22 protein-coding genes are annotated in these 24,482 nt (G+C 71.7%); 7 read left to right on the top strand and 15 right to left on the bottom strand.

Features of this window, described 5'->3' with window-relative positions; genetic code table 11:
* Positions 1-407 precede the first annotated feature (407 nt).
* Positions 408-1,454 carry an AI-2E family transporter gene (locus tag KME80_RS42605; protein WP_308126160.1) on the top strand — a complete coding sequence of 349 codons (1,047 nt, stop codon included), beginning with the start codon at positions 408-410 and terminating at the stop codon, positions 1,452-1,454.
* Between the two features lie 5 nt (positions 1,455-1,459).
* Here the strand turns inward: KME80_RS42605 and KME80_RS42610 are convergent, their stop codons facing one another.
* Genes KME80_RS42610 through KME80_RS42645 form a run of 8 tightly spaced genes read right to left on the bottom strand, consistent with a single transcriptional unit; the run spans position 1,460 to position 8,621 of the window.
* Positions 1,460-2,146 carry a DUF6597 domain-containing transcriptional factor gene (locus KME80_RS42610; RefSeq protein WP_219517222.1) on the bottom strand — a complete coding sequence of 229 codons (687 nt, stop codon included), beginning with the start codon at positions 2,144-2,146 and terminating at the stop codon, positions 1,460-1,462.
* A 33-nt stretch (positions 2,147-2,179) separates the two neighbouring features.
* Complete coding sequence (locus KME80_RS42615; protein ID WP_219517223.1) at positions 2,180-3,025, bottom strand: hypothetical protein; 846 nt, start codon at positions 3,023-3,025, stop codon at positions 2,180-2,182.
* 53 nt (positions 3,026-3,078) lie between these two features.
* Positions 3,079-4,251: an ABC transporter permease gene (locus KME80_RS42620; protein ID WP_219517252.1), complete on the bottom strand. Its 1,173-nt coding sequence runs from the start codon at positions 4,249-4,251 to the stop codon at positions 3,079-3,081.
* A 20-nt stretch (positions 4,252-4,271) separates the two neighbouring features.
* Positions 4,272-4,934 carry an ABC transporter ATP-binding protein gene (locus KME80_RS42625; RefSeq protein WP_308126161.1) on the bottom strand — a complete coding sequence of 221 codons (663 nt, stop codon included), beginning with the start codon at positions 4,932-4,934 and terminating at the stop codon, positions 4,272-4,274.
* Positions 4,934-6,007, bottom strand: a complete 1,074-nt coding sequence (locus tag KME80_RS42630; protein WP_219517224.1) for a peptidoglycan-binding protein — start codon at positions 6,005-6,007, stop codon at positions 4,934-4,936. The genes KME80_RS42625 and KME80_RS42630 overlap by 1 nt, the downstream gene beginning before the upstream one ends.
* Positions 6,008-6,012: 5 nt before the next feature.
* Positions 6,013-6,528 carry a hypothetical protein gene (locus tag KME80_RS42635; RefSeq protein WP_219517225.1) on the bottom strand — a complete coding sequence of 172 codons (516 nt, stop codon included), beginning with the start codon at positions 6,526-6,528 and terminating at the stop codon, positions 6,013-6,015.
* A gap of 24 nt (positions 6,529-6,552) precedes the next feature.
* The gene (locus tag KME80_RS51200; RefSeq protein WP_219517226.1) at positions 6,553-7,944 is read right to left on the bottom strand and encodes a sensor histidine kinase; all 1,392 of its coding nucleotides are present in this window, start codon (positions 7,942-7,944) and stop codon (positions 6,553-6,555) included.
* The gene (locus KME80_RS42645; protein ID WP_219517227.1) at positions 7,941-8,621 is read right to left on the bottom strand and encodes a response regulator transcription factor; all 681 of its coding nucleotides are present in this window, start codon (positions 8,619-8,621) and stop codon (positions 7,941-7,943) included. Before KME80_RS42645 ends, KME80_RS51200 begins: the two co-directional genes overlap by 4 nt.
* A gap of 324 nt (positions 8,622-8,945) precedes the next feature.
* Here KME80_RS42645 and erm point away from each other — a divergent pair, with 324 nt between their 5' ends.
* Positions 8,946-9,668, top strand: a complete 723-nt coding sequence (erm, locus tag KME80_RS42650) for an ErmE/ErmH/ErmO/ErmR family 23S rRNA (adenine(2058)-N(6))-methyltransferase (protein ID WP_246646687.1) — start codon at positions 8,946-8,948, stop codon at positions 9,666-9,668.
* On the opposite strand, the gene KME80_RS42655 is transcribed toward erm, so the two are convergent.
* Complete coding sequence (locus KME80_RS42655; RefSeq protein ID WP_246646684.1) at positions 9,643-11,025, bottom strand: putative hexosyltransferase; 1,383 nt, start codon at positions 11,023-11,025, stop codon at positions 9,643-9,645. The genes erm and KME80_RS42655 overlap by 26 nt on opposite strands.
* Positions 11,026-11,131: 106 nt before the next feature.
* On the opposite strand from KME80_RS42655, the gene KME80_RS42660 reads away from it, so the two are divergent.
* Positions 11,132-12,751, top strand: a complete 1,620-nt coding sequence (locus KME80_RS42660) for a molybdopterin-dependent oxidoreductase (protein ID WP_219517231.1) — start codon at positions 11,132-11,134, stop codon at positions 12,749-12,751.
* Between the two features lie 3 nt (positions 12,752-12,754).
* Here KME80_RS42660 and KME80_RS42665 read toward each other — a convergent pair whose 3' ends face one another.
* The 5 genes from KME80_RS42665 to KME80_RS42685 all read right to left on the bottom strand — a co-directional run bounded on the left by KME80_RS42665 (position 12,755) and on the right by KME80_RS42685 (position 20,474).
* Entirely contained in the window at positions 12,755-14,551 is a 1,797-nt protein-coding gene (locus KME80_RS42665) for a chitinase (RefSeq protein ID WP_219517233.1), read from the bottom strand.
* 77 nt (positions 14,552-14,628) lie between these two features.
* Positions 14,629-16,077, bottom strand: a complete 1,449-nt coding sequence (locus KME80_RS42670; RefSeq protein ID WP_219517235.1) for a carbohydrate-binding protein — start codon at positions 16,075-16,077, stop codon at positions 14,629-14,631.
* A complete protein-coding gene (locus KME80_RS42675; RefSeq protein ID WP_219517237.1) occupies positions 16,074-17,648 on the bottom strand; it encodes a chitinase in 1,575 nt (524 codons plus the stop codon). The genes KME80_RS42670 and KME80_RS42675 overlap by 4 nt, the downstream gene beginning before the upstream one ends.
* 242 nt (positions 17,649-17,890) lie before the next feature.
* Positions 17,891-19,717, bottom strand: coding sequence for a M14 family metallopeptidase (locus tag KME80_RS42680; protein ID WP_219517239.1), 1,827 nt, complete (start codon positions 19,715-19,717; stop codon positions 17,891-17,893).
* Between the two features lie 70 nt (positions 19,718-19,787).
* Positions 19,788-20,474, bottom strand: a complete 687-nt coding sequence (locus KME80_RS42685) for a nitroreductase family protein (protein ID WP_219517240.1) — start codon at positions 20,472-20,474, stop codon at positions 19,788-19,790.
* A gap of 94 nt (positions 20,475-20,568) precedes the next feature.
* Here KME80_RS42685 and KME80_RS42690 point away from each other — a divergent pair, with 94 nt between their 5' ends.
* From KME80_RS42690 to KME80_RS42705, 4 genes are all read left to right on the top strand, one after another.
* Positions 20,569-21,063, top strand: coding sequence for an Lrp/AsnC family transcriptional regulator (locus KME80_RS42690; RefSeq protein WP_219517242.1), 495 nt, complete (start codon positions 20,569-20,571; stop codon positions 21,061-21,063).
* 18 nt (positions 21,064-21,081) lie between these two features.
* Positions 21,082-21,933, top strand: a complete 852-nt coding sequence (locus KME80_RS42695) for a hypothetical protein (RefSeq protein WP_219517244.1) — start codon at positions 21,082-21,084, stop codon at positions 21,931-21,933.
* A 55-nt stretch (positions 21,934-21,988) separates the two neighbouring features.
* Entirely contained in the window at positions 21,989-22,642 is a 654-nt protein-coding gene (gene leuE, locus KME80_RS42700; RefSeq protein ID WP_219517246.1) for a leucine efflux protein LeuE, read from the top strand.
* A 270-nt stretch (positions 22,643-22,912) separates the two neighbouring features.
* A complete protein-coding gene (locus tag KME80_RS42705) occupies positions 22,913-23,539 on the top strand; it encodes a VC0807 family protein (protein WP_219517247.1) in 627 nt (208 codons plus the stop codon).
* On the opposite strand, the gene KME80_RS42710 is transcribed toward KME80_RS42705, so the two are convergent.
* The gene (locus KME80_RS42710; RefSeq protein WP_219517248.1) at positions 23,447-24,427 is read right to left on the bottom strand and encodes a hypothetical protein; all 981 of its coding nucleotides are present in this window, start codon (positions 24,425-24,427) and stop codon (positions 23,447-23,449) included. The two genes, KME80_RS42705 and KME80_RS42710, sit on opposite strands and share 93 nt — an antisense overlap.
* Positions 24,428-24,482 lie beyond the last annotated feature (55 nt).

The raw sequence follows: 24,482 nt of genomic DNA on the forward strand, positions 1-24,482 counted from the left end.
TGTTGCATGAAAAACTTCATGCACTGGCTTTTGACACACTGTTGAGTTCTCAAGAAACGGACGCTTGCTCTCCAGTCCTGCGAGAGGCGCTCATTTCGTTGTGTCTTAATTCTTTCAGCCGTTCAAGTCCCTGTCAAATTGACCGGACTTGCTCGACCTGCGGGAATTTCGACCGCCCCGTCTCCGGAGCAACCCTTCTAACTTACTCCGAACTCCGACTCTTGTCGAATCGGCGCCCCGTGGACGTGAAGCATCCGCGGACCGGAGGTGGTTGGAGGAGGTGCCCTGGGCGATTCCGGTGATCACACCGTCCTCGCGGGACTGGTGAACTCTATGTACGGCTCCCGCAACCGTCAAATCGGCGGCGCGCGGCGGTGTGTTCCCTAGGGCAGGGGTAGGAACCCCGCGTGAATGATCAGCCGGTGCCCAGAGCGCTCATCGTCCTGATGGGGATCGCCGGCGCGGTGATCGCACTGTTCGGGATCCGCGAAGTGGCCTCCATCGCCGGGCCGGTCATCCTGGCCCTGGTTCTCGTCATCGCGGTGTCACCACTGCGCGGGTGGCTTGCCCGGCACGGCGCGCCCGTCTGGATCCAGGTGGCGGTGCCGTTCCTCATCCTCGTTCTGGTGCTGCTCGGGATGGCCGCGGTGCTGACGGTGTCGGCGGTGCAGCTCACCACCCTGATCAGCTCGTACGCGGGGAAGTTCAGCCAGTTGCTGGGCGACGCCGAACGGTTCGCGGTCTCGCACGGCATCAGTGACGCGCAGATCGACCGCGCCTTCGACAGCTTCGACCCCGAGCGGCTGCTCGGCATCGCGCAGAGCCTGCTGGGCGGCGTGATCGGGGTGCTGTCGAGCCTGTTCCTCATCGTGGTGCTGCTGCTGGCGATGTGCCTGGACGCGCCGATCACCTCGCGCATCCTCGCGGCGGGCGAGGGGCGCCGGCGGGGGCTGGTGATCGCGCTGGCCGGGTTCACCCACAAGACGCGCCGCTACCTGATCGTCTCGACGGTGTTCGGGCTGCTCAACGCCGTGCTGGACGTCATCGCGCTCACGCTCATCGGGGTGCCGCTGCCGCTCCTGTGGGGGGTGCTGGCGATGATCGGCATGTACATCCCCAACATCGGCTTCGTGCTGAGCCTGATCCCGCCCGCGCTGCTGGCGCTGCTGCACGGCGGGGTGAAGGAGATGCTGCTGGTCGTCGCCGCCTACGGGGCCATCAACGTGGTGACGCAGTCGTTCATCCTGCCCAAGTTCCTCGGCGACGCGGTGGGGCTGTCGACGACGATGACGTTCCTGTCGCTGATCCTGTGGACGTTCGTGCTGGGGCCGCTGGGCGCGATCCTCGCGATCCCGCTGAGCCTGCTGGTCAGGGCGCTGCTGATCGACAGCGACCCGCGGGCGGAGTGGGCGGGGGCGCTCATCTCCAGCAAGCCCGCGAGCCTCCCCCGGTAGCCCGGTCAGCCGGTGGGCACCAGGCGGCGCAGCGTGACGCCGCTCAGCCGCTTGACGTCGTTGGCCAGGTGGGCCTGGTCGGCGTAGCCGGCGCGGGCGGCGACGTCGGCGAACGGGACCCCAGCCCGGGTCAGCCTGAGCGCGCGCTGGAACCGTACGACGCGTTGGAGGGTCTTGGGCGCGTAGCCGAAGCCGGCCAGGGAGCGGCGGTGGAGCTGGCGGACGCTGAGCCCGAGGTCCCACGCCGTCTCGGCGACCGTGCGGCCGGTGCGCAGGCGGGCGGCGATGGCGGGGACGGACGGGTCGGGGGCGGCGGTGCGGCGCAGCCGCGTCTGCACCACCGCGAGCAGCACCCGGAGGGGGTCGTCCGGCGGGTCGGCGGGCAGCCCGGCGAGGGCGTCGAGCGCGGCGGCCGGGACGCGCTGGTCACGCAGCTCCGACAGCGGCACGCCGAACACGTCGCCGGCGGCACCCGGCTTGAAGCGGACGCCGGCGAACCGGTCGCCGGCCCGCATCGCGACCGGGTCGGGCCGGGTGTCGGGCCCGGCCACGAACGGCCCTCGGGGGCCCCAGATCAGGTCGACGCAGCCGTCGGGCACCACCAGCTGTGCCCGGTCGTCCTCGCTGGCCTGCCGCCACAGGCAGGCCACGCGATCGGCAAGGGCCGGCTCCGGAGCCCGTTCCGCGTACATGCCCCCAGGCTACGCACGGGCACCGACAGAACTTCAGAGGCGTCCGTACGCCCGCAGGGTGTTGAGGTTGGCCACCGTGATGTAGCCGCCCCACTCGTGCCGCACCAGCGGCGTCCACATCTCCCAGTTGGGCGCCCAGCCGCCCTCGTCGTCCTGGTCGCGCAGCATCACGTCCAGGTGGCGCTCCAGCACGGCGGCCTCGAACAGGGGCAGCGTGAGCGGCTCCGGCGCGAAGTCGAGCGGGTAGTGCACGTGGCCGGGCTGGTCGGGTTCGAGGGAGACCGCCGCCAGCAGCGCGGGCTTGAGCCGGGTGAACTCGGCGAGCGCCCGCTCCCTGTCGGGGACGTGTTCGAGGAAGGTGAGCACGGCGCGGGCCTCGTACTGCTCGGCCTTGTCGGTGATCCGGGCGATCCGCGACCAGCAGAAGGCGGTGGCGGGGCCGAGCCACGGGTGGGTGACGCCGTGCTTGTGGAGCAGGCCCGCGAGCGGGGCGGTGGGGTTGAGGTCGGCGGGCGGGTCGTCGGGCGTCTGCCACCAAGGAGCGCGCGGCTCGCCGGTGGGCAGCATGAACGGGACACCGCCCTCGGGGGTGCTGACGGCGGCGAGGTAGTCGCAGGCGGCGGCCACCATCGGGTCGCCGAACGCGTCGAGCTCGTCCAGCAGCCGGAAGGCGACCTCGACGGGCTGCGGCTGGCTGCCCGCGCCGCGCAGGTCGGGCTCCAGCGCGTGGCCGAAGCCGCCGTCGGGGTTCTGGTAGGCGCGCAGCGCGCCGGCCACCCGCTCGCGCGAGCCGCCGGCGAACAGGGCCTCGAACCTGAGCCTGTCGATGAGTCTGGCGTGCAGCCGCAGGTAGCCGGCCGCACGGTCGAGAACGTCCATGCGGCCGACGGTACGCCACCGGCCGCATGGTTCTCTTGTACGAATCGGCCTCGTCAGGGAGCGGCCAGCGCTTCCGTGGGGGACATGCGGGCGGCGCGGACCGCCGGATAGAAGCCGGCCACGCCGCCGATGACGAGCGTGGCCAGCACTCCCCCGGCCATCGCCCACGCGGGCACGGTCGCGGGCCAGCCCTGGAGGCTCGCGTAGGCGGCGGTGACGAGGATGCCGAGCGCCACGCCGCCGACGCCGCCGATGGCCGACAGCAGCAGCGACTCGGCGAGGAACTGCAGCCTGATCTGGCCCCGGGTGGCGCCGAGCGAGCGGCGCAGGCCGATCTCCGCGCGGCGTTCGAGCACCGAGATGACCATCGTGTTGGCCACGCCGACGCCGCCGACCAGGAGGGCGACGCCGCCGAGGCCGAGCAGGAGGGCGTTGAGCGTGGCGTCGGTGGCCTGCTTGGCGGCGAGCACGTCCGACGGCCTGGACACCTCGACCTCGTTCGGCGCCCGCGGGTTGGCGGTGGCGGCGAGCACGTCGCGCACCGCGGTCACCGACGGCTCGCCGGCCCTGGCGTAGATCGTGGTCGGGTAGCCGTCGAAGTCCAGCCGCTCCTCGGCGACAGGCCAGCCGACCAGGGCCGCGGTGTCGAGCTCGGGGGCAAGCGGGACGTGGGCGAGCACGCCGACGACCGTGAACCACTGACCGCCGAGCCGGACCCGCTGGTCGGGGCCGGCCTGGACGACGCCGAGCCGGTCGGCGGCCTTGGCGCCGAGCACGACGGCCGGGTAGCGGTGGGTGGCCTCGTTGAGCCAGACGCCGGTGGTGAGGGCGGCGTTCACGTCCGCGGGCAGGTCGAGGCGGGCTGCCAGGACGGAGATGCTGCCCGACTCGCTCTCCGGGATGTGCTCGTTGCGGTAGACCTTGGCCGGGGTGCGGCCGGTGGCGGTGACCGAGGTGACCGGGCCTATGTGGCCGATCATGCCTTCGGCCTCGGCGGGCAGATGGGCGTCGGCGCCGAAGAGCGTCTGGCCGGGGGCGACGGTGAGCAGGTTGGTGCCGAGCGCGGCGAGCTGCCGGTTCAGGTCCTCCCGGCTGGAGGCGGAGATGCCGACGACGCCGAGCATGGCGGCGATGCCGATGGCGATGCCGAGCGCCGACAGGAACACGCGCAGCGGTCTGGCGCGCAGGCCGGAGCCGCCCGTCCTGATCACGTCGCGGGGGCGCATGCGGGGGCTTTCCAGGACGTTCACCGGCGTGCCCCGTCGAGCATCCGGCCGTCGAGCATCTCCACCTGGCGGGGCAGCGAGGCGGCGATGTCGCGGTCGTGGGTGATGACGACGACGGTGGTGCCCGTGGCGTTGAGCTCGCGCAGCAGGTCCATGACGCCGGCGCCGGAGCGGGAGTCGAGGTTGCCGGTGGGCTCGTCGGCCAGCAGCAGGCCCGGGTCGCCGACGACGGCGCGGGCGATGGCGACCCGCTGCCGTTCGCCGCCGGACAGCTCGTGCGGGCGGTGGCCGAGCCGGTGGCCGAGCCCGACGCGCTCCAGCGCCTCGGCGGCCCGGTCGCGACGTTCGCGCAGCGCGGGCCCGTTGTAGAGCAGGCCGTCGGCGACGTTGTCCAGTGCCGGGACCCCGGCGGCCAGGTGGAACTGCTGGAAGACGAAGCCGATGACGTTGGCGCGCAGGGCCGACAGCTGCCTGTCGCCGAGCGTGCCGACGTCGTGCCCGGCGATGCGGACGGTTCCGGCGGAGGGCCGGTCCAGGGTGCCGAGCATGTTGAGCATGGTCGACTTGCCGGATCCGGACGGCCCGACGATGCCGACGAGCTCGCCGTGCCCGATGCTCATGGTGACGCCGCGCAGGGCGGCGACGTCGCCGTACTCCTTGCGCACGTCGGTCAGCTCGGCGATCACGTGGGCACCGCCACGGTGACGCCCTCGGCGATGCCGGTGACCTCGACCTGGCCGTCGGCGAACATGCCGGTCTCCACGGCGGCGTAGCGGGTGGCGGGGCCCTCGACGACCTGGACGCCGTAGCCGCCCTCGGCGAGGGCGACCAGGGCGCCGACGGGGACGGCCAGGACGTTCTCGCGCTGCCGGGCGACGACGGTGACTTCGACGGGGGCGCTGTCGTAGGTCTTCTTCAGCCCGGACACCGACACCTCGACCTCGACCGTGGTCGCGGTGTCGTCTGCGTCGCCGCTCTGCTCGGCGACGCGGCCGACGGCGGTGACCTTGCCGTCGACCTCGGTGCCGTCGGGCAGCTCGACGGTGGCGGGCATGCCCTTGCGCACCAGGTGGCTGTCGGCCACGTCGAGGTCGACGAGCACCCGGCGGGTGGTGCCCGTGGCGGTGAGCACGGGGCCGGCCGCGCTGTCGCCGAGCGCCTTCTTGAGCTCGGCGACGCGCAGGGGGCCGCCGGCCACGACGACGTCGCCGGGCTCGACGCGGCCGGTGACGTCGAGGCCGAGATCCTCCTGCCAGTCCTCGACGGCCTCGCGGGTGGCCCAGGTGTAGGCGTCGTCGACGTCGAACCCGGTGTAGCCGAGCTTGGCCAGGTTGCGTTCCAGGAGCTTGACGTCGGCGCCCTCGACGCCGTCCTGGAGGGTGCGGTAGAGGGGCATGGCGCCGTAGAGGAGGGGGCGGCGGTCGGCGTCGACGCTGTAGACGGCGCGGCCCCGGGTGATGGTGGCGCCCTCGGCGGGCAGCCAGGTGATCGTGCCCTGCGCCTTGGCGGTGACGGTCGTGGCGGGGCCGTGGCCGAGGGCGCCGTCGACGGTCTTGGTCTCGGTGAGGGTCGTCCTGGTGACGGTGGCGGTGGCGGGCGGGGTGCGGACGGCGGCGGCCGGGCCGGTGGCGTCGCCGCCGAAGCCGAGCGCGGCGGCCGTGACGGCGGCCGCGAGCAGGGCGGCGCCCGCGGTCCAGGCGACCGGGCGCACCAGCGACCGCCGGGGCCTCGGCAGGGGTTCCGGTGTGCGGGTCATCCTGGTCACTTCCGCTTCCCGTTGCGGGGCAGCCGGTCCTGGCACGTGTCCATCGCCTTCCGGAACGCGGGGTCCTCCGGGTCGATCCGGCCGTCGGCCTTGAGCCTGAGGCCGCTGCCCGGCTCCGGGTCCGGCATGTCCACGCCGTTGTCGCGCATGCACTTGGCGTAGGCGCGCATCCGCTCCTCGTCCTCGGGGGTGAGCTCGCCGCGGTCCTTGAACGGGGCCAGCGATCGGCAGGCGGCCATGGCCTTCTCGAACTCCGCCTTGCCCGCCTGGGCCTTGCCGAGCACGCGCACGTTCCCGCCCGGCTCGGGATCGGGCATGTCGACGCCGTGCTCGCGCATGCACGCGGCGAACTTCCTGCCCTGCTCCTCCGGGTCCGCCGTGGCGGCCGGGGAGGCGGAGGCCGTCGGCGCGGCCGAGGCGCTCGACACCGAGGCGACGCCGGTGGCGGGCTGCTGCGTCCCGCATCCCGCGGCCAGCGCGAGCAGGGCCGCGGTGAGAAGTGTTCGTCTCATGCCCCCGACGGTGGCGGGTGCGGATCAGAGCGGGCTGGGAGCCGCCTGGGAACCAGGTAGGAGCACCGAGAACGTGGCACCCCGGCCCGGCGCGGTGTCGACGTCCACGCTGCCGCCGTGGGCGCGCACGATGGCGGCGACGATGGCCAGGCCCAGGCCGTTGCCGCCGTCGGACCTGGATCTGCCCTGGCTGATCCGGTAGAGGCGGTCGAACAGGTGGGGGACGTGCTCGGGCGCGATGCCGGGGCCGGTGTCGGCGACCTCCAGCACGGCCCGCCCGGCCCGGCTGCCGACGCGGACGGTGACGGCGGCCTCGGGCGGGGTGTGGGTGAGGGCGTTGCCGATGAGGTTGGCCGCGACCTGCCGCAGCCGGGCCTCGTCGCCCAGGGCGGAGACGGGGGCCAGCGCGCCGCCCAGGCCGGCCAGCCTGACCTGCCGGTCGGGGACGCGGGCGCGGGCGTCGCGGATGGAGTCGGCGGCCACCGCCAGCAGGTCGACCGGCTTCCGGTCCAGCGGCCGTTCCTCGTCGAGCTGGGCGAGCGTGAGCAGGTCGTTGACCAGGACGCTCATCCTGGCGGCCTCGTCCTCGATGCGGCCCATCATCTCGCCGGTGTCGCCGCCGCCCCGGCGGTAGAGCTCGGCGAAGCCGCGTACGGAGGTGAGGGGGGTGCGCAGCTCGTGGGAGGCGTCGGCGAGGAAGCGGCGCATGCGGGCCTCGGAGGCGGTGCGGGCGGCGATCTCCGACTCGACGCGGTCGAGCATGACGTTCATGGCGGCGCCGAGGCGGCCGGCCTCGGTGTGCGGGTCGGGGGCGGGCACGCGGCTGGCGAAGTCGCCCCGGGTGATGTGGCCGGCCGTGCGCTCCATGCGGGTCAGGGGGCGCAGGCCGAGGCGTACCAGGGCGTCGCCGGCGAGGCCGAGCAGGAGCAGCACGAGCGCGCTGACGGCGGTGGCGATGGCGATGCTGGAGGTCCTGACCTGCTCGGCCTCGGCGAGCGACTGGGCGACCACCCACACGGTGCCGTCGGGCGACGGGGTGACGAGCACCCGCCAGGACGCGCCGGTGGTGCCGGGCACGGTGTACGGGGCGCCCACCCGCAACGTCTCGATCGCGGGGCCGGGGCTGCCCGCGCCGGGCGTCTGGGCGATGATGCTGCCGTCGGCGGCGAAGACGAGGATGCGGAGCTGGCTGGCGAACCGTTTGGCCAGCACGCCGCTCTTCACGACCGCCCCCGACGGCTGGACCCGCTCCCCGCTGATCTTGCTGAGGCCGGTGAGCTCCTTGTCCACCCGGCCGACCATGGTGTTGTGCAGCAGCGTGATGCCGAACACGTTGGCCAGCACGAGCGCGACGGCGGTGAGGGCGAGGACGGCCATGACGAGGCGGGTGCGCAGCGTCCAGGTGGCGGGTCTCACCGGGGCGTCCTGAGCGTGTAGCCGAAGCCGCGCACGGTGTGGATGAGCTGCGGCTCCCACCGGTCGATCTTCTTGCGCAGGTAGTAGACGTACGACTCGACGATGCTGGAGTCGCCGTCGAAGTCGTAGCGCCAGACGCTGTCGAGGATCTGCGCCTTGCTGACGACGCGGCCGGCGTTGGCCATCAGATACTGCAGCAGGTTGAACTCGGTGGGCGACAGCTCGACCGGGACGCCGCCGCGCCGCACCTCGTGGGCGGCAGCGTCGAGCTCCAGGTCGGCGTAGCGCAGGACGTCGTCCGGTGGGGCCGGGGTGCGGCTGCGGCGCAGGATGGCGCGGATCCGCAGCACGACCTCCTCCAGGCTGAACGGCTTGGTCACGTAGTCGTCGGCGCCGAGCGTCAGCCCGCGCACCCGGTCCTCGACGGCGTCGCGGGCGGTCAGGAACAGCACCGGGACGCGCTCGCCGAGCCGCCCGGCGACCTCGAACCCGTCGATGTCCGCCAGCATGACGTCGAGCACCACCAGGTCGGGGTCGAACTCGCGGGCGGCCGCCACCGCCTCGGCGCCGGTCTCGGCGGTCCTGACCTCGAAGGAGACCAGGCGCAGCGTTTGCGAGAGCAGGGCGCGGATGTTGGGTTCGTCGTCGACGACGAGCACCCTGGCCGGACGGTCCATAAGCCAAGGAATACCTCAGGGACTTCAATGCCAGCTCAAAGCGGATTTAATCGGTTGCCGCGCGGGGGCGGCTCTTCCTAGCATCAGCCGCATGTTCGGCACCGTCTACATGCGCATGCGCCGCAGCCGGCCTCTGGCCCGCTAGCGGACGACTGAGCGCGTCCGCGGCGCGCCCGGGGCCCTTCGAGCCTCCCATCGACTCGAAGACCCGAGAGGGCGAAAGCTGTGGCGCAGAACTTCGCGCACGGAAACTATTCACACACCCAGAAGAAGGCCAGGAGCTCCGGCGGTGGCCGCACGCCCCGGGATCGGGCGCGGCGCGAGCTGTCGCAGAACTTCCTGGTCGACAGGCATGCCCTGGAGCTGGTGGTCAAGGCCGCCGCACCGGCCGGGCCCGTCCTGGAGCCCGGGGCGGGCGAAGGAGCGCTCACGCTGGCGCTGGCCGAGGCCGGGGCCCAGGTCACGGCCTACGAGATCGACCCCCGGCTGGCCGGCAGGCTGGCCTCTCGGACGCGCGACGATCCGCGGATCGACGTGGTCCGGGGCGACTTCACGGCGGCCCGCGCGCCACGCGAGCCGTTCGCGGTCGTGGGCAACATCCCCTACGCGGTCACGTCGAGGATCGTCGGCTGGTGCCTGCGGGCGCCGGGGTTGACCTCGGCGACCCTGCTCACCCAGCGGGAGTACGCCCGTAAACGCACGGGCGACTACGGCCGCTGGAGCCTGGTCACGGTCGAGTCATGGCCGTGGTTCGACTGGCGGCTGGGCGAGCGGGTCGGCCGGGAGAGCTTCCGGCCGGTCCCGTCGGTCGACTCGGCGATCCTGCGCGTCGAGCGCAGGCCGGAGCCTCTGGCCGGCTCGCGCCGCGACTATCAGGCGCTGGTCGAGCTGGGCTTCAGCGGGGTGGGCGGGTCGCTGCGCGCCTCGCTGCGGACACGCTACGAGGGCGTGGACGCGGCGCTCGCCGCCGCGGGCGTGGCCCGCGACACCGTGGTCGGGTACGTGCGACCCGACCAGTGGATCACCCTGTACGACCGGCTGAGGTGAGGCCGCCCGGGCCCGCCGGAGTGGCGGGCCCGGTCAGGCCGGGCGCCTGCGGCTTGCGCCGGCCCCACGGCATGGCCAGCAGCAGCACCGGCAGCAGCACGATCGAGGCCCGCGACCAGTCGGCGTGCAGCACGCCCCACGCCTCGCCCCTGTACTGCGTCATGTAGATGTAGCCGTAGGCCGACCAGAGCGAGACGCCGAGGATCGCCGGCCAGGCGAACCGGGTCGGCCTGGCGACCAGGAACGGCATGAACCACAGCAGGTACTGGGCGCCGAGCCGGGGCGTGACGACCATGAAGATGAGCAGGATCGCGATCGTCATGTCGATCGGGTCGGCGCGCCGCCAGACCAGGATCGCGGCCACCACGCACGCGTAGATCAGGTAGGTGCCGAACGTCGCCAGGTCGGGCCGCAGGTCCCAGTGGCCGCCGGTGAAGTGCGGGGTCCAGCCCCACTCGCCGACGATCGGGCGGATCGACTGGATGGTGCGGATGACCTCGGGGATCTGGTCGAACGCGGTGCCGGCGAACACCGGCAGCGTCACCAGGAAGAACAGCGGCACCGCGCCGGTCGTGAACAGCGCCACGATCCGGGAGCGCAGGTGGGGCAGCAGCAGCAGGAAGCCCGGGATCAGCCAGATGGGCCAGCTCTTGGCGCACAGGGCGAGCCCCATGAGGACGCCGGCCAGCGCGGCCCGCTTGAGGTCGGCGCGGTCCGTGGGGCCGGGCCGCAGCGCCTGGAGCACCATGCGCGGCAGCACCCGCAGCCCGCCTTCGGAGACGGCCTGGCGCACCCGGCCGATGGCGGCGTCGGTGACGCCCACCCGGTGCGGCGAGCCGGGGCCGCGCGCGACGACGAACGCGGCCACGCCGAACACCAGCGCCACCGGCTCGACCTGCCCGTGGATGGAGGCGACCAGCAGGGCCAGCGGGTTGAGCGCGTACTGGAAGGCGCGCAGCGACGCCTTCGGGCCGCCGGCGAGCTTGGCCACGAGCGGGATCAGCACGATGTCGGCGACCACGGTGACCAGGCGGCCGGCGTAGTCCCACGGGATGCCGAGCCAGAGCAGGATGCCGTAGACGTAGGGGATCGTGGGCAGGAAGTGCCAGCCGCCGTTGCTGGCCAGCACCGGATCCTCGCCGCGCAGCACGGCCTCGCCGGCCGGGCGGAAGCTGTTGACGTAGTCGACCGGCTGCCACTGGGTGTCGGTCGCCGCTGTGAAGAGCAGCAGGACCCGCACCGCGATCCCGACGAGGATCGCGACGAGCAGGGACGGCCGCCAGTCTCGCCACTGGGCGATCAGGGCGAGGACGACACCGGTGACGAGGACGACCCCCGTGAGGACTGCGTGTTCCATGGCGGAATCTAGAGTGCCGTACGCGCCCGCATGCTGCCACATTCTTATCCCCGACATGCCGGGTCGTACGGCGTCAGAACATGACTGTCTGTGCTGAACTTTTTCCATGGGGGGATCGCAGGTCAACCAGGCGCTGGTCAGGCTCTATTTCGAGGCACGGGAGGGGCCGGGGGACCCGGTGGCCGCCTGGGCGGAACTCACAGCCAACTCGGAGGTTTACCGCCGGGCGCGCGGCGGGCGGCGGGTCCCGCTGGACGACGGCACGGCCGCCGAGCTGGCCGCCGCCGCGATCGTGCACACCGCGTCCGAGCACGGCGCGGACCAGGTGGCGGCGCTGGCGACGGCGCCGCTGGCCGGGCTGGTGGCGGGGCTCGGCGGCGCGGTGCTGACCGAGCAGTCGAACGCGCCCGCGCAGATGCTCGGGCCGGGCTATCGCGGGCCGCGCCCGGAGGACTGGGCGCGCGCGTCGTACGTGCTGCTGTGGGGTGAGAACAACCGGACCGTACGCTCCCCCGACACCCCGTGGGTGATCGCCGGGCGCTACAAGGGGCAGAAGGTGGTGGCGATCGGCCCGCACCCGACGCGCCTGTCGGACGAGACGGTGGTGGTGCGGCCGGGCGCCGACGGGGCGCTGGCCATGGCGGTCGGGCACGTGCTGCTCAAGGAGTTCTACCTGGACCGGCCCGCGTTCGCCGCGCAGGCGCTGGCGGGCACCGACCTGCCGCTGCTGGTGCGGCTGCGCGAGCGCGGCGGCGCGCTGGTGCCGGGCGGGCTGCACGGGGGCTCGGCGGGGCGGCTGAGCCTGTACGGCGAGGAGGGGGCGGCCGGCGTCGAGGTGCTGCTGCCCCGGTTCGACGCGGGCCCGGACGTGCTGCGGCGCGGGGTGCCGGCGACGTCCGAGGGCGGGCAGCTGGTGACGACGGTGTTCGACCTGCTGCTGGCGGTGTACGGGGTGGTCAGGCCGGGGCTGCCGGGCCGGTGGCCGTCGGGGTACGACGACCGGGACGAGCCGTACACGCCGGGCTGGCAGGAGGCGTGCACGGGCGTGGCCGCGTCGCGGGCGCTGAAGATCGCGCGCGAGCTGGGGGTGACGGCGGAGAAGACGGGCGGGCGGTGCATGGTGGTGCCCGGCCGGCTGGAGACGCCGCACGCCGACACGGCCTACCGGGCGATGCTGGCGCTGCTGGTGCTGACCGGGTGCCGCGAGGGGTGGGCGCAGCCGGCGGGCGGGACGGACATCCCGCTGGTGCCGTACCTGTGCCTGCACGCCTGTGGCGAGGACCGGGCGGACGTGGGGGCGCTGAGCTGGGCGCTCGGCGACGGGCTGTTCGAGCGGCGGACGGCGCGGTCGATGCTGCTGGAGGCGGTGGGCGACGGGCTGCCGATGGCGCCGCCGCCCCGCGTGCTCTGCCTGCCGAGGTGGATCTACCCGCTGCCGCCCGAGGTGGACCTGCTGATCGGGCCGGACGACCGGTGCGACCTGGCGCCGCCCGACCCCGGCCTGGTCGCCGACGCGGTGGCCAAGCTGTCGGCCGGGCACGCCGGTCACCCGGGTCATGCCGGTCATGCGGGCCACGCCGGGCGGCCGGACGTGCCGGAGCCCGGCGGGCGGCGGATGCGGCTGCTGATCGACCACGCCTGGATGCACGAGTACGGCGAGGCCCTGCCCGTCTACCGCCCGCCGGGCGCCGGCCTGCCGATCAAGCCGACGCACCTGGTCCGGTGAGCCCTACTGGCGGTCCAGGTAGGCCCGGTGGCTGCGGGAGAACTCGTAACCGTTGTACTTGTCCCAGTTGATGGACCAGGTCATCAGGCCGCGCAGCCCCGGGTAGACCCCGCGCGGCTTGTACGGCCCGCAGTTCGTGCCCTTGGACAGGCAGTCGAACGCCTTCTGCACCTCCCCGACCGTGGTGAAGCCGTTGCCGGCGTTGGGCGAGGCGGGCAGGCCGATGGCGACCTTCTCCGGCGGCAGCGCCGGGAACACGTTGGCCGCGTTGCCCATGATGGGGAAGCCGGCCAGCAGCATGTCCGTCATGGCCACGTGGAAGTCGTGGCCGCCCATCGTGTGGTACTGGTTGTCGAGCCCGGTGATCGGCCCGGAGTTGTAGTCCTGCACGTGCAGCAGGGTCAGGTCGTCGCGCATGGCGTGGATGACCGGCAGGTAGGAGGCGCTCCTGCGGTCGGCCGTGCCGTTCGGCCCGGGGCCGTAGAACTGGTAGCCGAGCTGGACGAAGAACGTCTCCGGGGCCATCGTCAGCACGAAGTCTGACCCGTACCTGCTCTTGAGGGTCTTGAGCGCCTGGATGAGGTTGACGATCACCGGGGTGGTGGGGTTGGCGAGGCTGGTGTCGCCCTGGTTGAGGTAGAGGGAGTGGCCCTCGAAGTCGATGTCGAGGCCGTCGAGACCGTAGCGGTCGATGATGGCGCTGACCGACTGGACGAACTTGTCGCGGGCGGCCGTGGTGGTGAGCTGGACCTGGCCGTTCTGGCCGCCGATGGAGATCAGCACCTTCTTGCCCTGGGCCTGCTTGGCGTCGATGGCGGCGATGAAGTCGGCCTCGGACTCGACGTTGGGGCACTCGGCCACCGGGCACTGGCTGAAGCGGATGTCGCCGGAGGTCACCGAGGTGGGCTCGCCGAAGGCCAGGTTGATGATGTCCCATTCGGCGGGGACGTCGCTCATGCGGATGTAGCCGGAGCCGTTGGCGAACGAGGCGTGCAGGTAGCCGACCATGACCCGTTCGGGCAGGTCGCCGCCGTCGCCGCCGCCCACCGTGGTGGTGCCGGTCACCTCGCCGGTGTACGGGGAGCAGTTGCCGGCGGCGTCGCAGGCGCGGACCTTGAAGCGGTAGGCCGTCTGGGGGGTCAGGCCGGTGGCCGTGTGGGTGGTGCCGGTCGTGGCGGCGGGGGCGCCGCCGTTGCGTGAGACCTCGTAGCGGGCGACGCTCCCGGAGTTGTCGGTCGAGGCACTCCAGGTGGCGGTGAGGCTCGTGCTGGTGGCGTTGCCGACGGCGAGGTTGCCGGGCGTGCTCGGCGCCTCGGTGTCGGGCTGGCCGCCGGGGCCGTCGAGGATCACGTCGTCGAGCACGTACGCGCCGGTGCCGTACCAGCCGTTGACGTGGATGGCGACGCTGGTGGTGGTCGCGCCGGTGGTGAAGGAGGTCTTCAGCTGCTGCCACTGGGCGCCGGGCTGGCCCCAGGTGCTGGCGTTCACCCCGGTGCCGGTCGCGCCCAGGAAGACGTAGCCGCCCTGGACCCAGGCGGAGAGCTGGTAGGCGGTGCTGGGCTGGACGGTGATCGTCTGCTGGCAGCGGGCGAAGTCGGCGCCGGCGGGGGTGCCGCGGACGGCGCCGGCGCCGCCGTGCACCGGGGAGGAGACGGCCTCGGCCGACGAGCAGGTCCAGCCGGACAGGCCCGACTCGAAGCCGGGGTTCAGCACGATGTTCGCGGCCAGGGCGGAGGTGGGGTGGAGGGCGGTCAGGCCCAGCGCGAGGGCGGCCGCCGCCGCGAACCCTCGGAACTTCATGGTGATCCTTCCTTGTCTGGCATGAGAAGGGAGGGCGCCGGCAGGTGTGGCGCCCTCCCCCGTCGATCACCTGCCGGTCAGAAGCCGGCGGTGGTCTTCGTGAACTCCCACTCCGTCTGGGCGATGCCGCTGCAGTGAGCGGTGACGCCGCCGCCCGGGCAGGGGCGGTCGCGGTTGACGGCCCAGTAGGCGAGCCTGGTCAGGCCCTTGGACAGGGCCCAGTCGCGGATCTGCGTCCAGATCGCCGGCGAGGTCAGCTCCTGCTGGTCGGACAGGCCGTTCATGCCGGAGATGCCCATGTGCGCGTACGCCTGCGCGTCGGTCCAGCCGTAGGCGTTCTTGAGCGCGGTCTTCAGGCCCTCGGAGGCGTTGACCGTGTCCTGGTACATGTTGGAGCCGCCGAAGTCGAACGGCATGATCGTGAAGTTGTCGATCGGCACGCCCAGGGCCTTGGCCTGGTTGATCAGCCGGACGCCGTGGGCGTTGGGGCCGGTCCTGGTGGTGCCGAAGGTGACCACGATCTTGACGTTCGGGTTGTTCTGCTTGACGATCTTGAGGCCGTTCAGGATGCGGTCCTGGACGGTGTAGTTCTCGAACTCGTCGGTGTTCTCGATGTCGAAGTCCACCACGGCGGGCCCGACGGCGTTGATGACCTGCTGCACCGCGCCGGCGAACGCCTGCGGCGTGGAGCAGTTCGGGCCGAGCTTGTTGCCCGACCAGCCGCCGAAGGACACCTGGACGCTGCCGCCCTTGGACTTGATCGTGGAGATCGCCTGGGCGTCGGCGCCGCCGGTCAGCGGCCGGTTGCCGTCCCACGCCGGGTTGCAGCCGCCGCTGGCCAGGATGAAGGCCATGGTGAACGACTTGACGCCGGTGGCGTCCATGACGGTGCCCGGGTTCGGCGGGCTGCCCCAGCCCATGTAGAGGTAGGGCGCGCCGGGCATCCTGGTCGGGTCCGGCTGGCCGGGGCCGTCGGGCGTGGTGACGGTGACCGCGTTGCTGGCGGCCGACACGTTGCCGGCGGCGTCGCGGGCCCGGACCGTGTAGGTGTAGGAGGTGTTCGGGGTGCGGCCGGTGTCGGTGAACGACGTGCCCGTCGCGGTCGACACCAGCGTGCTGCCCCGGTAGACGTCGTAGCCGCTGACGGCCACGTTGTCCGTGGAGGCGTTCCAGGCCAGCGAGACGCTGGTCGTGGTGGTGCCGGTCGATCGCAGGTTGGCCGGCACCGACGGCGCCTGGGTGTCGTTGCCGCCTCCGGTGGCCGTCTTCCACAGCGCGGGCACGTTCGGCGGCTCCCAGCCGGGCAGGGAGGTGTGGCTCTGGATCGCCTCGTAGTCGGCGCCGTTGTGGGTGACGCGGGTGCCGGCGGTGTAGGCCGTCCACGCGGCCCAGGCCGGGTAGGCGGCGGTGGCGGCGCTCGTGGCGCTACCGGTGGCGCCGTAGGCGGCCGGGCTGATCGCGGCCACCCCGGACGCGGTCAGCGCCGCTGAGGTGAGCAGGGCGAGGGACAGGCGACGGATTCTCATGGCATTCCCCGGAGGTGCGGCTTGACGGTCCTGGAGAAGTTCCAGTTGTGGCTGGCGTCCCAGTTGATCGACCAGGTCATCGCGCCCCGGATGCCCGGGTAGGCGCGCGGCGGCCGGAAGGTCCCGCAATTGGTCAGCTTGGCCAGGCAGTCGAGCGCCTGGTTGACGAGCGTGGGCGACACGATGCCGCCGCCCGCCGCACCCGGCCCGGCGGGCAGCCCCAGGGCCACCTGGTCGGGGCGCAGGCCGTTCTCCAGCTGGATGCAGGCGAGCGCGGTCATGAAGTTGACCGAGCCCTGCGAGTACGCCTGCGACTGGTCGCAGCCGAGCATGGAGCCGGAGTTGTAGAACTGCGTGTGGACGACGGTGAGGATGTCCTTGATGTTCAGCGCGAGCTTGAAGTACTCCATCCCGGTCGACTGCATGTCGATGGTCTGGGGGGCCATCGTGATGATGAGGTCCGCGCCGGCCTTGGCGCGCAGCGAGCGCAGGGCCTGGCCCATGTAGGTGGCGTTGAGGCCGTTCTCCAGGTCGATGTCGACGCCGTCGAACCCGTAGCTCTGCATGAGCCCGTACACCGAGTCGGCGAACCTGGTGGCGGCGGCCGCGCTGGCGACCTGCACCCGGCCGGCCTCGCCGCCGACGGACAGGATGACCTTCTTGCCGCGCTGCTGCAGCGCCCGCACGTCGGCCCTGAACTGGGCGTCGGTGTAGCCGCCGACGGCGGCGGCCAGGGCCGGGTCGAGCGAGAAGACGACCTCGCCGGCCGTGGAGGTGGCCTCGCCGAACGCGATCGCGATCAGGTCGTAGTCGTCCGGCACCTGGGAGAGCTTCAGCTCGGTGGCGGCGTTGACGAAGTTGTGCCAGTAGCCGGTGAGGAAGTGCTTGGGCAGCGGGCCGGGGTTGCCGGTGTCGCAGCCGGTCGTGGTGGCGGTGACGGGGTCGCTGGCCGCCGACTCACCCTGGTCGTTGTACGCCTTGACCGTGTAGGTGTGCGGCTCGCAGGTGCCCAGGCCGCTGATCGTGGCGCTGGTGGAGCTGACTGTGGCCTTGACAGCGGTGCCCTCGTAGACGCGGTAGCCGGTGACGGTTCCGCTGGAGGCGCCCCACGTCAGCGCGATGCTGTTGTCGGTGCTGGTGGCCTGGACGGCGCCGGGCTTGCCGGGCGCGCCGGGCTCGTTGTCGCCGCCGCCGCACGGGGCGCCGTTGAGCGTGCAGTTGGTGATGCCGGGGAAGTTGCCGGGCGTGCCGTTGAAGCCGAAGCTGGCGCTCGCCCCGGCGGCCAGGTTGCCTGCCCAGCTCGGGTTCGTGAACGTGTAGTGCTGGCCGTTCCTGGACATGTTGGCGTTCCAGGCGGACGGGATCGTGAAGCCGGCCGGCACGTCGAACTGGACGTTCCAGCCGTTCATGGCGGTGGTGGTGCCGTTGGTGATGGTCACCTTGCCTTCGAAGCCGGAGCCCCAGTCGGAGACCTTGGCGAAGGTGGCGGTGGCCGAGGCAGCCTGGGCGGGGAGCGCGATGAGGCTGACGGCGAGAGTCGCGAGGGCTACGAGGATGACGCGAGGTTTCACATGTCGTCCTTCTGGATGATGTGCCGTACGGCTCGCGCCGGGGGGTGAGAACGCGAGCCGTACGGCACAGCCCGCAGCGGCGAGGCGCGGGCTCCTGGGGGGGTGTCACGCGGGCCATGATTTCTTTTAGGAAAGTTTCCTAAGAGTTGCCGTGATCGTAGCTTTGACACCGTTGCCTTACAAGACCCAAAGCAGTTCCCAGGTTAAGGACGCCGATAATGCCCGAATCGGCCTTTCCGGTATTACGGCTGCTGGGTGATGCGGACGTCGTCCACAGCCGCCTCCACCAGGGAGGCGGTGCCCGCGTCGGCCGCTTCGACGACGATGCGGACCGTCTGCCCGGCGAAGGCGTTCAGGTTCGCGGTCGCCACGCTCCAGGCGGCGTCACGGTCGGTGGCCGCGCCCGCCTGGTTCACCACCGTGGCCGTGGTGGCGCCCACCACCCTGACCCGGAAGTAGTCCGCGCTCGACGCGTTCGAGCCGTGCGCGAGATACCAGGAAAGGGACAGGCCGAGCGTGCCCGAGGCCGGCAGCGTGATCGGCGGCGACTGGATCGACGTCACGCCGCCGTCGATGTCGTACGTCCCGGCCGAGCCGCCCAACCGGCCCGTCACCAGGTCGTTCGAGCCGCTGACCGTGGTGCCGAGCTGCTTGACGCCCGAGGAGTCGGTCTGCTCCGGGTCGCCGCGCTCCCACTGCCCGGCCGTCGCCGTGTCCGTGCCGCCCGGATTCGCCGTCCAGCCCGTGGCCGTCTCGAACGTGTCGGAGTAGACGGTCACCGGCGGGGTGCCGGTGCCGCAGTACTGGGCCTCCTTGCCGATCACCCGGTAGACGCAGTCGGCGCTCTCCAGGAACAGCAGCACCGCCTCCCGGTTGCGCGTCGTCTGCGGCACGATCTGCTCGTCCGGCGGGTAGAAGCCGGGGCTGGCGCCCCTCGGGTACATCTCGAAGGTGTAGCTGAAAATCTTGTAGACGCCCCACATCCAGTCGTTGATCGTGCCGTCGGTGATGTAGAGGTCACTGGACTGCTCGGGCGTGTAGCCGTTGCTGGCGGCCATGCTCTGACCCAGCGTCGCGTGCGCGTCCCGGTCGTCCTGCGTCAGGCCCGGCGCCGTGTCGTTGTAGGTGTAGCCGTACGGCCACAGCACCAGCTCGCTGTAGGTGTGCCAGTCGAGGTGCGCCTTGATCTGCTGCACGCCGCCCACGACCCGGCCGCGCACCCAGTTCGCCGCCGCGCTCACCTCGGGCGCCGACTCGGCCGACGGGCCCCGGTACGTCTCGCTCGACGTCGAGCCGGACGAGCCGCCGCAGCAGCCCCACTGGTAGGCCCAGTTGCGGTTCAGGTCGGTGCCGACGGCCGAGGAGCCGCTGTTCGGCTGCCTGTTCTTGCGCCAGGACCGGTAGCTGCCGGTGGCGATGTCGTACTCGCCGCCGTCCGGGTTGAGGTCCGGCATGATCCAGATCTCCCGCGTGTTCACCAGGTTCGTGATCCGCGAGTCCGTGCCGTACCCGTCGGTCAGCAGGTCCATCATGTACAGGGCCATCTCGACGGTGAGGTGCTCGCGCGCGTGCTGGTGCGCGGTGAACAGCACCTCCGGCTCCGCCTCGTCCGTCCCGGCGTTGTCGCTGATCTTGACGCCCACGAGCTGCCGGCCCTGGTACGAGGTCCCGTACGTGAACGTGCTGACCAGCCCGGGATGGTCGGCCGCCAGGTCCTGGATGAACGCGATCATCTCCGCGTACGTGTGGTAGCCGGAGTCCGCGGGCGGGAAGTCAGCCACCCGCGCACGGGCCGGGGGTAACGGGCCGGGCGCCTCCGTCACCCGGTAGCCGAGCTTCCGGATCGCGGACACCTCGGCTTCCGTGGCGGTGACCAGGACCGAGTCCTTCGTCACCTCGTCGATCGCGGCCCCGGTCGCGGCGACCGCGCTGCGCTCCCGCGCGTCCGCCGGGCCCTGCACCCGGTACTGCTTGTTCGCCGGCGGCTCCGCGGTCGCTCCCGCCCCGGTCGCGCCGGTCAGGCAGATCAGACCCAGGACGGCGAGCAGGATGACTAATCGGCGTTTCACCTTCGTCCTCCCAGGCGCGTGGGCTCGGTGTTGACACGCGCCTGAACTGAGAGTGAAGACGACGGCCCGGCTAGGAAAGGCCCAAATCCGGTGGGAACGGCACCAGTGTCTCCTCCAGCGGCTTGCGCGCCAGGTCGGGGACCCGCACGCCGGGGGCCGCGTAGCCCACCGGGAACAGGATGTAGGGCCGCTCGCTGGCCGGGCGCTCGCAGATCTCTGTCAGGAACGCCATCGGGTTCGGCGTGTGCGTCAGCGTCGACAGGCCCATGGAGTGCAGCGCCGCGATGAACAGGCCGCAGGCGATGCCCACGCTCTCGTTGACGTAGTAGTGCTTGACGCGGGAGCCGTCGGGGCGGGCCCCGTACTTCTGCGCGAAGCAGACCACCAGCCAGGGCGCCACCTCCAGGTAGCCCTTGTCGGAGTTCGTCTCCAGCGGGGCCAGCGCCTCACGCCACTCCGGGGGCAGCCGGCCGCCCTCGTAGTTCTGGCGCTCCTCCACCTCGGCGGCCTCGCGGATGCGCTTCCTGGTCTCCCGGTCGCCGATCACCACGAACGTCCACGGCTGCTGGTGCGCGCCCGACGGCGCGGTCCCGGCCGCCCGCACGGCCAGCTCCACGGCCTCGTACGGGACCGGCTCGTCGCTGAACATGCGGACGCTGCGCCGGGAGTCGGCGAACGCGTAGAACTCCTCGCCGCGCCTGATCATCTCTTCGGGGGTGTAGCGGGGTGGGGCATAAGGGATGAAAGGGTGCTCCATGACCCCGCAGTCTCCGTACGCCTCGCTTCTGTGACAACAGGGGGCCGTCTATGCTGCACGTTTCGACACGAAATTTCGGCTTAAGGTGGCAAATATGCCAGCACGGCGCCACGGACTGGACGAACTGGACCTTCGACTGCTGCGCCTCCTCGCCGAGCGGCCCCGCGCCGGGCTCCTGGAGATCGCCCGCCTGCTCGGCGTCGCCCGCGGCACCGTCCAGGCGCGCCTCGACCGCCTCACCGCCGACGGCGTCGTGACCGGCTTCGGCCCTGTCCTCTCCCCCGCCGCCCTCGGCTACCCCGTCCAGGCGTTCACCACCCTGGAGGTCGAGCAGGCCGCCCGCGCGCACATCTCCGAAGCGCTCCACGCCATGCCCGAGCTCCTGGAAGCCCACATCGTCACCGGCCCCGGCGACGTCTGGTGCCGCATCGCCGGCCGCGACAACGAACACGTCCAGCAGGTCATCGACAGCATGCTCGCCATCCCGGGCGTCCGCCGCAGCACCACCGTCATCACCCTCTCCACCGTCGTCCACCACCGCGTCCACCCCCTCGCCGCCCACCGATTCCCCGGAAACTCTGTGCGATGATTCAGTAACGTTCCGTACATGGTGACCGCGAAACACGAGGCACTTCACCGCCTGTTCCAGACAGAACCCTCGCTGCTTCCCCGCACGCTCCAGATCCTGGACATCCCCTTTCCGGACGAGTGCGAGGTAACAGTGATCAACGCCGATCTCACCGAGATCGTGCCGGTCGAGCGCCGTTGCGACACGCTGCTCGACGTCAGGTGCCCCGACGGGCCGTACACGATGATCATCGAATCCCAGTTGGAGGAGGACGCCGCCAAGGGCGACGCCTGGGCCTACTACGTCAGTTACCTCAAGGCCAAGTACGGCCACCAGGTCGTGCTGATCGTCATCTGCCAGAAGCCGGGCACCGCCCGGTGGGCCCGCGAGCCCAAGACCATCGGCCTGCCCGGCAGGCCCACCTCGGTCCTCTACCCGGTCGTGCTCGGGCCCGACAACGTCCCGGCGATCACGGACCGGTCCGAGGCGGCCAAGGATGTGGTGCTGGCGGCGTTCTCCGCCATCACGCACGGGACCTCACGCAGGGTGAATGTCATACTGGATGCGCTGGCAGCCGCCCTGGACACCATCGACAGCGACCATGCTGGGTTCCTCGCCGAGTTCACCGAGGTGGGTCTCGGTGACACCAAGGCCCGACGACTTTGGAGAGAGCTGATGTCCACCAAGACGTACCGCTACCAGTCCGAGTACGCGCAGCAGCTCCGGGCCGAGGGCGAGGCGCGATCGGTGCTGAAGGTGCTGGAGCAGCGGGGGGTTCAGGTGCCCGATGCGGTGCGGGAGCGGGTGATGGCCTGTACGGACACCGACCTGCTCGACGAGCTGCTCGTGCGGTCGTTGAAGGTCAGCTCGGCGGAGGAGCTCTTCGGCTGAGTCCCGCCAGGCGATACCGTGATGTGTCACCACGTTTCACCTGGAGTGCAGCGGCATGTTCTTCGGTATCACCGACCTGTGGACCTACGTCATCGGCGCCTTCTTCATCATCCTGCTGCCGGGGCCCAACTCGCTGTTCGTGCTGACGCTGGCCGCGCAGCGGGGGGTGCGTGAGGGGTATCGGGCCGCGGCCGGGGTGTTCGTGGGCGACACGGTGCTCATGGCGCTGGCCGCCGTCGGGGCGGCCTCGCTGCTGCAGTCGTCGCCGCTGCTGTTCTCCGTCGTGAAGTACGCCGGCGCCGGCTACCTGGTGTGGATCGGCTTCCAGATGCTGCGCGGGGCGTGGCGGGCCTGGCGTGACCCGTCGCCCGCCGAGGCCGCGGCGGAGGTGCGGCCGGTGCGCGACCCTCGGCCGTTCCGCAAGGCGCTCGCCATCAGCCTGCTCAACCCGAAGGCCATCCTGTTCTTCATCTCGTTCTTCGTGCAGTTCGTGGACCCCGGCTACGCGACCCCGGCGCTGTCGTTCCTCATCCTGGGGGCGATCATCCAGGTGTTCAGCCTGCTCTACCTGACGGCCCTGATCTTCGGCGGGAGCTTCCTGGCGGCGCAGTTCCGCTCGCGCAGGCGGCTGAGCGCCGGGCTGACGTCGGGCGTGGGGGCGCTGTTCGTCGGGTTCGGGGCCAAGCTGGCCACGACGTCGCTCGGCTGAGACTCTTTCCCAAGAAGTATGGCGGCCCCGACATGCGGTAACGGGCGGCGGGCCGATGGAACGCGGCAAAACAGGCCGTCGCGGCCCGGGACCTCAGGTACGGTAAGCCACCGGTAAGTGACCGGCAACCCGCCGGTGCGATCGTCTCAGGCGTCAGGGTGACCGCCAGGTGACATCGAGCGGCCCATCCGGCAAGCCTGCCAGCCCGTAAGCCCGGGTAGTGCCCCGGCCATCGGCCTATCAGCGGAGTCAGCGTTGAATCATCCACCCGTGACCCTGCCCCGTCTCACCGCCCTCGCCCGCCAGGCGGCGCCCCGGCTGCTCGAAGCCGTGGTGGCGCCGATGGCGGTGTTCTACCTGGCGATGGTCGTGCTGGGGCTGCAGTGGGCGCTCATCCTGACGTGCGCCTGGGTGTACGGGGGCGTGGCGTGGCGGCTGATCAGGCGGATCCCGGTGCCGGCGACGATGCTGCTGGCCGCCGCCGCGATCACGTTGCGCACGATCGTCGGCCTGTGGACCGGCACCTGGATGTGGTACTTCATCCAGCCCGAACTCGGCACGATCTGCATCAGCATGGCCTTCCTCGCCTCCGTACGGCTCAACCGGCCGCTCGTGCAGAAGCTCACCCTCGACTACATCCACCTGCCGAACGCGGTGCTCAAGCACGAGCGGGTACGCCGCTTCTTCGCCAGGATCACGCTGCTGTGGGCGTTCGTGCTGCTGGCCAACTCGACGGTGAGCATCGCGCTGGCCGTGTACGAGTCGCTGGCGGGATCACTCGGCGGGTTCATGCTGCTGCGCACCTCAGCGGTGGCCGTGATGAGCGGCCTGGCGATCGCCGTCTCGGTCTTCGCCTTCAAGCGGGTGCTGCGGCGGCTGCACGTCGCCCACGGTTAGCCTCTCCACCAGCACGAATCCCCCGCACATCCCGATCACCAGCCCCGTCAGCGTGGTGAACAGCTCCACCAGCCCCGCCGCCGCCTCGATCTCGACGCCGAGCGGGCCGCCCACGATCATCACGATCAGCGCGTACATGCCCCAGCCGAACATCGCCCCCGAGCCCAGCCAGCCCGCCGCCAGCGGCTGCCAGAACGGCCTGCGCCCGCTCCCCCGCACGACGACCAGCAGCGCCGCCCCGGCCGCGATCGCCAGCCCGCCCTTCAGCACGCCCTGCGCGGCCGCCACCGCCGACAGCCCGCCGCCCAGCGCCCAGACGATCCGCGTCCCGCCGAGCAGAGCGACCACCAGCAGCGCGCCCCACCCGACGACGAGCTGGAACGGCTTGGTCGCCGGCGCGGGACCGTACCCGATCGGGGTGGAGAAGAGGGCGGGCCAGCGGTCGCGCGCGTACAGCACGAACGCCGTCAGCAGGCCCGCGCCCTGGCCGAAGAAGCCGGCGTAGACGGCCAGGTAGACCCACGGCTCGATCGGGCCGCCGTTCGCGAACACCCCCATGCCTTCCAGCCCCAGGCCCAGCGGCGCGGTCATCATCACCACCGACAGCAGGCCCGTGCCCACCCACAGCGGCAGCAGCACCAGCCAGGCGGGCAGCCGCATCCCCCACCGCATCGTGAACGCCAGCGCCAGCACCAGGGCCACGGCGTCCATGCCGAACGTCAGCGCGTTCATGCCGAGCATGGTGGAGGTGCCCATGAGGTTCGGGTCCGTGACGCCCAGCGAACTGCCGGTCAGCCAGAGGACCTTGATGGTGAGGTAGGGGAGCATGGCGGCGATCGCCACGAGCGCCGCGGTGATCCGGCCGATTCCGGCCCTCGGAGTCGTCATACCCCGACCCTCCTCCGGCCCCGCCCCCCGCACCTCCCGCCCCCAGGGGACCCCC

The sequence above is a fragment of the Nonomuraea ceibae genome (genome assembly GCF_019396325.1).
Classification (GTDB): Bacteria; Actinomycetota; Actinomycetes; order Streptosporangiales; family Streptosporangiaceae; genus Nonomuraea; species Nonomuraea ceibae.

What these genes read in the sequence shown, in the direction of transcription:
- KME80_RS42685 (WP_219517240.1), bottom strand. Translation starts at nt 20,474, where the DNA reads ATGGAGCACCCTTTCATCCCTTATGCCCCACCCCGCTACACCCCCGAA.
- KME80_RS42630 (WP_219517224.1), bottom strand. Translation starts at nt 6,007, where the DNA reads ATGACCCGCACACCGGAACCCCTGCCGAGGCCCCGGCGGTCGCTGGTG.
- KME80_RS42655 (WP_246646684.1), bottom strand. Translation starts at nt 11,025, where the DNA reads ATGGAACACGCAGTCCTCACGGGGGTCGTCCTCGTCACCGGTGTCGTC.
- KME80_RS42645 (WP_219517227.1), bottom strand. Translation starts at nt 8,621, where the DNA reads ATGGACCGTCCGGCCAGGGTGCTCGTCGTCGACGACGAACCCAACATC.
- KME80_RS42670 (WP_219517235.1), bottom strand. Translation starts at nt 16,077, where the DNA reads ATGAGAATCCGTCGCCTGTCCCTCGCCCTGCTCACCTCAGCGGCGCTG.
- KME80_RS42665 (WP_219517233.1), bottom strand. Translation starts at nt 14,551, where the DNA reads ATGAAGTTCCGAGGGTTCGCGGCGGCGGCCGCCCTCGCGCTGGGCCTG.
- KME80_RS42690 (WP_219517242.1), top strand. Translation starts at nt 20,569, where the DNA reads ATGCCAGCACGGCGCCACGGACTGGACGAACTGGACCTTCGACTGCTG.
- KME80_RS42695 (WP_219517244.1), top strand. Translation starts at nt 21,082, where the DNA reads ATGGTGACCGCGAAACACGAGGCACTTCACCGCCTGTTCCAGACAGAA.
- KME80_RS42710 (WP_219517248.1), bottom strand. Translation starts at nt 24,427, where the DNA reads ATGACGACTCCGAGGGCCGGAATCGGCCGGATCACCGCGGCGCTCGTG.
- KME80_RS42660 (WP_219517231.1), top strand. Translation starts at nt 11,132, where the DNA reads ATGGGGGGATCGCAGGTCAACCAGGCGCTGGTCAGGCTCTATTTCGAG.
- KME80_RS42610 (WP_219517222.1), bottom strand. Translation starts at nt 2,146, where the DNA reads ATGTACGCGGAACGGGCTCCGGAGCCGGCCCTTGCCGATCGCGTGGCC.
- KME80_RS42635 (WP_219517225.1), bottom strand. Translation starts at nt 6,528, where the DNA reads ATGAGACGAACACTTCTCACCGCGGCCCTGCTCGCGCTGGCCGCGGGA.
- KME80_RS42620 (WP_219517252.1), bottom strand. Translation starts at nt 4,251, where the DNA reads ATGCGCCCCCGCGACGTGATCAGGACGGGCGGCTCCGGCCTGCGCGCC.
- KME80_RS42615 (WP_219517223.1), bottom strand. Translation starts at nt 3,025, where the DNA reads ATGGACGTTCTCGACCGTGCGGCCGGCTACCTGCGGCTGCACGCCAGA.
- leuE (WP_219517246.1), top strand. Translation starts at nt 21,989, where the DNA reads ATGTTCTTCGGTATCACCGACCTGTGGACCTACGTCATCGGCGCCTTC.